Origin of the sequence: Streptomyces apocyni, assembly GCF_009739465.1 — a bacterium.
GTDB lineage: Bacteria > Actinomycetota > Actinomycetes > Streptomycetales > Streptomycetaceae > Streptomyces > Streptomyces apocyni.
The window spans coordinates 239,816-246,292 of record NZ_WHOM01000065.1 but is presented as its reverse complement, the minus strand read 5'-3'; the positions used below and the strand labels follow the sequence as shown (position 1 = coordinate 246,292).

General features: G+C 68.1%; 7 protein-coding genes and 1 riboswitch. Of the genes, 4 read left to right on the top strand and 3 right to left on the bottom strand.

Annotated features, from left to right (window positions below):
- Window positions 1-20: 20 nt before the first annotated feature.
- Window positions 21-1,307 (bottom strand): extracellular solute-binding protein, encoded by a 1,287-nt coding sequence (locus GCN81_RS20065; RefSeq protein WP_156725992.1) that lies wholly within the window; start codon window positions 1,305-1,307, stop codon window positions 21-23.
- Window positions 1,308-1,643: 336 nt separating this feature from the next.
- Between GCN81_RS20065 and GCN81_RS20060 the strand changes: the two genes are divergently transcribed.
- From GCN81_RS20060 to GCN81_RS20045, 4 genes are all read left to right on the top strand, one after another.
- Window positions 1,644-2,420: a GntR family transcriptional regulator gene (locus GCN81_RS20060; RefSeq protein ID WP_156725991.1), complete on the top strand. Its 777-nt coding sequence runs from the start codon at window positions 1,644-1,646 to the stop codon at window positions 2,418-2,420.
- A gap of 142 nt (window positions 2,421-2,562) precedes the next feature.
- On the top strand, window positions 2,563-4,815 hold the full coding sequence (locus tag GCN81_RS20055) for a carbon starvation CstA family protein (protein WP_407697993.1): 2,253 nt from the start codon (window positions 2,563-2,565) through the stop codon (window positions 4,813-4,815).
- Window positions 4,812-5,042 carry a CstA-like transporter-associated (seleno)protein gene (locus GCN81_RS20050; RefSeq protein WP_156725989.1) on the top strand — a complete coding sequence of 77 codons (231 nt, stop codon included), beginning with the start codon at window positions 4,812-4,814 and terminating at the stop codon, window positions 5,040-5,042. The genes GCN81_RS20055 and GCN81_RS20050 overlap by 4 nt, the downstream gene beginning before the upstream one ends.
- Before the next feature lie 85 nt (window positions 5,043-5,127).
- Entirely contained in the window at window positions 5,128-5,643 is a 516-nt protein-coding gene (locus tag GCN81_RS20045) for a GNAT family N-acetyltransferase (RefSeq protein WP_156725988.1), read from the top strand.
- A gap of 41 nt (window positions 5,644-5,684) precedes the next feature.
- Here the strand turns inward: GCN81_RS20045 and GCN81_RS20040 are convergent, their stop codons facing one another.
- Both GCN81_RS20040 and GCN81_RS20035 read right to left on the bottom strand, forming a co-directional pair.
- Entirely contained in the window at window positions 5,685-5,999 is a 315-nt protein-coding gene (locus tag GCN81_RS20040) for a type II toxin-antitoxin system PemK/MazF family toxin (RefSeq protein WP_156725987.1), read from the bottom strand.
- Entirely contained in the window at window positions 5,989-6,228 is a 240-nt protein-coding gene (locus tag GCN81_RS20035; protein WP_156725986.1) for a hypothetical protein, read from the bottom strand. Before GCN81_RS20035 ends, GCN81_RS20040 begins: the two co-directional genes overlap by 11 nt.
- A 117-nt stretch (window positions 6,229-6,345) precedes the next feature.
- A riboswitch (adenosylcobalamin-variant (AdoCbl-variant) riboswitch) is annotated at window positions 6,346-6,444 on the top strand.
- Window positions 6,445-6,477 lie beyond the last annotated feature (33 nt).

The window sequence follows — 6,477 nt, the reverse complement described above, 5'->3', positions numbered from 1 at the left end:
CCGCACCACCCCGCAGCTGGTTACTTCCTGTTGATGCGCTCGTTGATGACCTTGTCGGCCGCCTCGCCGGCCTTCTTCGGGTCCTCGCCCTTGAGCACCTTGCTCATGTATTCCTTGACCGGGTTGGGCTCGGTCTCGACGTTCGCCCAGCCCGGGGTGACCGGGGTGACCTTGCCGGAGACCGCGGACTTGGCCATGGCCTCGGCGAAGGAGCCCGCCTCCGGGGTGAACTGCGCGTCGTCGTTGTTCGGCAGCAGGCCGCCGGCGACCTCTTCGCTGTACTTGGCCATCTGCTTCTTGCCTGCGGCCAGGGCCAGCCACTCCTTGGCCAGGTCCTTGTGCTTGGAGCGCTCGGCGATGGCGAGGTTCGAGCCGCCGAGGAAGACGCTGCCCGGCTTGTCGGCCGTCTTGCCCGGGATCGGGAAGTAGCCGAAGTCAGCCTTGCCGCCCGCCTTCTCGATGGCGGCGACCGCGCCCCCGGCCTCCCAGCCGAGGCCGATCCAGGACGCGACGTTGCCCTTGGGCACGATGTCCGTGGACTGCTGCGGGGTGGCCTCGTCCTTGTCCTTGGGCGCCTTGGACAGCGACTGCAGTTCCTTGTAGAAGTTCATCGCACTGGCCGCCTCGTCGGTGGCCAGGCCGCCCTTCCACTTATCGCCGTCCTGGGTGGCGAGGTCGCCGCCCTCGTCCCAGAGAAGCCCGGCGAAGACGTACCAGCTCTGGCCCGGCAGGTAGATCGGCTGGGCCTTGTCGTTGGACTTCTTGATCTTCTTCAGTCCGTCCAGCCACTCCTCGCGGGTGGTGGGCGCCTCGACGCCGGCGTCCTTGAAGATCTTCTTGTCGTAGATCACGACGCGGTTGGCGGCGTACCAGGGGGCGGCGTAGAGCTTGCCGTCGAGCTCGGCCGACGCGACCATGCCCTTGTTCCAGCCGTCGTAGCCGAGCTTGTCCTTGTCACCGGTCAGGTCGGCGAGGCCCTCGGTGGCCGCGTAGCCAGCGGTCTGGGTGTTACCCAGCTCGATGACGTCCGGCGGAGTGTCCTCGGAGAGGGCCGTGGTGACCTTCTCCTGGATGCCGTTCCACTTCTGTTCCTCGACCTCGACCTTGACACCCTCGTGCTTGGCCTCGAACTCCTTGTTGACTTCCTTGATCCAGGCGTCGGGGGCCGACCCGTCCATCACCCAGACCTTGAGGACCTTGTTGCCGTCCTTGTCCTTGGCACCCTCGGCGTCACTGTCGCCGCCACAGGCCGCGATACCGGTCATCATGGCCGCGACACCGACCGCGATTACGAGCTTGCGCTTCATGTCACCCTCCTCAGGGAAACGAGCAACCCCCCTGCCCACCGCGGTGACATACGCGAAGTACTGCCCGTGGGGCTGGGACCTGGTCTTTAATGGTTTAGACCAGTACCGGGAGCTTGGCCTAGACCTTTAGGGGTGTCAAGGGTGTATAAGAGGGGTCCCAGATCCCGTTATCGGACCGACACCTGAGTGAGGTCGACCGGTCCCGGGCCGACCGTGCCACCATGTGAGCCGCGACAGACGGAGGAGCCGGTGACGGCAGCAGCACAGCAGCCCGAAGAAGGAGCCGCGCGTAGCGCGTCGGTGAGGGGCGGTGGCCGGGAGACGGGTGGGCACAGCATGGGTACCGAGACGGGCAAAGCTCAGGCCGCGTCCGCGGCCGAGCCCGCGGGGGCCCACCGCACCGCGCGCGTTCCCAAGTACTACCGCCTCAAGCGGCACTTGATGGAGATGACCGAAACGCTGCCCCCGGGCACCCCGGTCCCGCCCGAGCGCACGCTGGCCGCCGAGTTCGACACCTCGCGTACCACCGTGCGCCAGGCCCTCCAGGAGCTCGTCGTCGAGGGCCGCCTGGAGCGCATCCAGGGCAAGGGCACCTTCGTGGCCAAGCCCAAGGTGTCCCAGGCGCTGCAACTCACCTCGTACACGGAAGACATGCGGGCCCAGGGCCTCGAGCCCACCTCGCAACTCCTGGACATCGGCTACATCACGGCCGACGACACCCTGGCCGGGCTGCTGGACATCTCGACCGGTGGACGGGTGCTCCGCATCGAGCGGCTGCGCCTGGCCAGCGGAGAGCCGATGGCGATCGAGACCACCCACCTTTCAGCCAAGCGCTTCCCGGCGCTGCGCCGTTCGCTGGTCAAGTACACCTCGCTCTACACGGCACTCGCCGAGGTGTACGACGTCCGCCTCGCGGAGGCCGAGGAGACCATCGAGACCTCGCTGGCCACGCCCCGCGAGGCCGGGCTGCTCGGCACCGACGTCGGGCTGCCGATGCTGATGCTGTCCCGGCACTCACTGGACGCCGGGGGCAGTCCCGTGGAGTGGGTGCGCTCGGTGTACCGCGGCGACCGCTACAAGTTCGTCGCGCGGCTGCAACGCCCTCTCGACTAAGGGGTTTCGCGCACGGGGGCCGCCGCCTTAGATTTCCTGATCACCATGTGGGTATCACACGCCACATGTGAACAGGTGATCTAGGGGACGGAAGCACCGCATGGCTGAGACAGCACCACCGAAAACCACACAACGCCGCCCCATGACTCCGAAATCGATCGCTGTCTGGGCGACGGTCTCGGTGGTCGCCGGTCTCGGATGGGCCATGCTCGCCCTCGCCCGGGGCGAGGAGGTCTCCGCCGCCTGGATGGTCGCCGCCGCGCTCGGCTCGTACGCGATCGGCTTCCGCTTCTACTCCAAGTTCATCCAGTACCGGGTACTCAAGGCCGACCGGACCCGGGCCACTCCGGCCGAACGCCTCACCGACGGCGTCGACTTCCACCCGACGGACCGCCGGGTGCTGCTCGGGCACCACTTCGCCGCCATCTCCGGAGCCGGTCCGCTGGTCGGCCCGGTGCTGGCCGCCCAGATGGGCTATCTGCCCGGCACCATCTGGATCGTCGTCGGGGTGATCTTCGCGGGCGCGGTGCAGGACATGGTGGTCCTGTTCTTCTCCACCCGTCGCGATGGCAAGTCGCTGGGCCGCATCGCCCGCGAGGAGATCGGCCCGATCGGCGGTATCGCCGGTCTCATCGCGGTCTTCTCCATCATGATCATCCTGATCGCGGTGCTGTCCCTGGTGGTGCTCAACGCCCTGGCCGAGTCGGCCTGGGGCACCTTCTCCACCGCACTCTCCATCCCGATCGCCCTCTTCATGGGCATCTATCTGCGCTGGCTGCGCCCCGGCCGGGTGGCCGAGGTCTCGCTGCTCGGCGTCGGCATGCTGATGCTCGCCATCGTCGCGGGCCGCTGGGTGGCCGAGTCGAGCTGGGCGAGCGCCTTCACTCTCGACAAGTCGACTCTGGTGATCTGGCTGGTCATCTACGGCTTCGTCGCCTCCGTACTGCCGGTGTGGATGCTGCTCGCGCCCCGCGACTACCTCTCCACCTTCATGAAGATCGGCACCATCGGGATGCTGGCGCTCGGCATCCTCTTCACGCTGCCCGGCATGAAGATGGACGCCGTCACCGACTTCGCGAGCCGCGGTGACGGGCCGGTCTTCGCCGGGTCGCTCTTCCCGTTCGTCTTCATCACCATCGCCTGTGGCGCCCTCTCCGGCTTCCACGCCCTGATCTCCTCGGGCACCACACCGAAGATGATCCAGAAGGAGACCCAGGTCCGCACCATCGGCTACGGCGGCATGCTGATGGAGTCCTCGGTCGCCGTGATGGCGATGATCGCGGCCTGTGTCCTGGACCCCGGCCTGTACTTCGCGATGAACGCCCCGCCGAACATCATCGGGGCCGATCTGGCGACCGTCTCGCAGACGATCAGCCAGTGGGGCTTCAGCATCACACCGGACCAACTGGCCGAGGCGGCCCGGCAGGTGCACCTGGACGACGAGGGTCTCCTCTCCCGCACCGGTGGCGCACCCACCTTCGCGCTCGGTGTGGCCAGCATCTTCTCCGGCGTCATCGGCGGCTCCGGGATGATGGCCTTCTGGTACCACTTCGCCATCATGTTCGAGGTGCTGTTCATCCTCACCGCGATCGACTCCGGCACCCGGGTCGGCCGCTTTATGCTCCAGGAGGTCATCGGCACCACCGAGCCGCTGGTGGGCAAGGCCCGGCGGGCCTCCTGGATGCCCGAGGGCCTGGGTCGGCTGCTGGGCCGGGCCGAGCCCGTACTCGGCAAGTTCCGCGACGTCGGCTGGCTGCCCGGTGTCTACCTCACCAGCGCCGCCGTCGTCGTGGCCTGGGGCTACTTCCTCTGGGTCGGCGTCCACGACCCGCTCGGCGGCATCAACCAGCTCTTCCCGATCTTCGGCATCTCCAACCAGCTGCTCGCGGCGGTCGCCCTCACCGTCTGTACGGTGCTGCTGATCAAGTCCGGGAGGCTCAAGTGGGCCTGGGTGACCGGTGTCCCGCTCGTCTGGGACGCGGTCGTCACGCTCACCGCCAGCTGGCAGAAGGTGTTCTCCGATGACCCACGCGTCGGTTTCTTCAGCCAGCGAGCGGTGAATCAGGACAAGATCGACTCCGGGGAGTTCAGCGGCAAGGAGCTCGAGGACCTGGAGACGATCGTCACCAACACCACGGTCCAGGGCACCCTTTCGGCCGTCTTCGCCCTGCTGATCATCGTCGTGATGGCCGATGCCGTACGGGTCTGTGTGAAGGCCATCCGGAACCCGGAGACTGCCGCAACCCACGAGGCCCCGTACGAGGAGTCCCAGATCATCGCCCCGGACGGTCTGGTCGCGACCAAGGAGGAGAAGGCCGAACTCGCGGCCGCGGGTCTCGGCCCGGGCGGCGGCATCCCCGAGCAGCGAACCGGCGAACAGGAGCCCGCCCGATGAACGCCACCACCGCCAACACCGCCGCCACCGCCGCCGCACCACGCCGGGCGCTGGCCCGACTGTGGTGGTACGTACGCGAGTTCACCGGCGAGAACGCCTACGACCGCTACGTCGAGCGCGCCCGCCGCGAACACCCGGACGCCCCGGTACTCGACCGCGGAACCTTCGAGCGGCGCCGGGCCGACGGCCACGGCAGCGACCCCCGCGAGGGCTTCCGCTGCTGCTGACTCCACGCCAGTGGGCCGCTGGCCTCCTCCCCCGGGGGAAGAAACCAGCGGCCCACTGTCACACCCATGCGGCACACTGCGCATCATGGACTTCACGATCAGACCGGCGCGGGCCAAGGAGTACGAGGCGCTCGGTGATCTCACCGCGCAGGCCTACCTCCAGGACGGTCATCTGGACTTCGGCGCGGACGACCCGTATCTGGACCGGTTGCGCGATGTGGCCTCGCGGGCGGCGAAGGCCGAGGTGCTGGTCGCCGTGGACGGCCACGGGCCGGACGGCACGGCGCCGCCCCTCGGTACCGTCACCTTCGCGGTGGCCGGGACACCCCTGGCGGAGATAGCCCGGCCGGGCGAGGCCGAGTTCCGGATGCTGGCCGTGGACCCCGCCGCGCGGGGGCGAGGGGTCGGTGAGGCGCTGGTACGCGCCTGCCTGGAGCGGGCCCGGGCGGCGGGGTGCACCGGCATCACCCTGTCCACCCAGCGCTCGATGCACGCCGCGCACCGCGTCTACGAGCGGCTCGGCTTCGTACGGACACCGGACCGCGACTGGGAGCCGGTCCCCGGCCTCGTCAGCCTGATCACCTACGAGCTGACCTGGTAGCACGGCTCCAGGCCGGGACCCATTCGCCTGAGAAGACGCCGTCAGAGCAGCCCGAGCACGAGTTTCACCGCGTGCTCGATGTCCGCCCACTCCTCAGGGTCGACCCGGCCCGCGAACTCCCCCAATCGGTCGGGATCGACAGCGGCCATCTGCTCTACCAGCACGACCGTCGCCGTGCCGTTCATGTCGAGCTTGGGGTGCAGCAGCCCCGGACCGGCACTGGTCGAAGTCGGCGCCACGACAAGCGTGGATGTGTTGAGCGCCTCGGTCTGCAGCACCACGGCATAGCGCGCCCCGCGCTGCTCGTGGCCCACCGCGTCCCCGCGTGCGCGGAGCCGATAGAGGTCACCACGCACGGAGTTCGTTCATCTCCTGCCGCACTTCGGCGATCTCCGCCTGGTACGCGGGGTCGTTGCGCCAGCCTTCCAGCTCCGCGGCGGCCTGGCGGTACTGCTCTCGCACATAGGCTTCGTGGATGGCCAGCCGTATGGCATCGGACGCGGTGATGTCCCGCGTCGCGGCCAACGCTTCCAGCTCGCGGTGGGTCTCGACGTCCGGACGGAAGCTGATGGTCTTCGGCGTCATGGAACCATCGTAATACGTAGCGCATTACACGCAACCCGCAGTCACTCGATCCCGTAGCGCGACACAAGATGTGGGGGCGCCAACACCCAGCCAACCCCACATGTATGCTCGTGCTCGCTGTCGCCGCAGGGGAATCCGGTGCAAATCCGGAACTGTCCCGCAACGGTGTACTGGTGCGCTTTTGCGTACCCGCTCAGTCCGAGGTCCTGCCGACAGCGCACCTGTACCAGCCGGTCCGGGTGCCGTTAC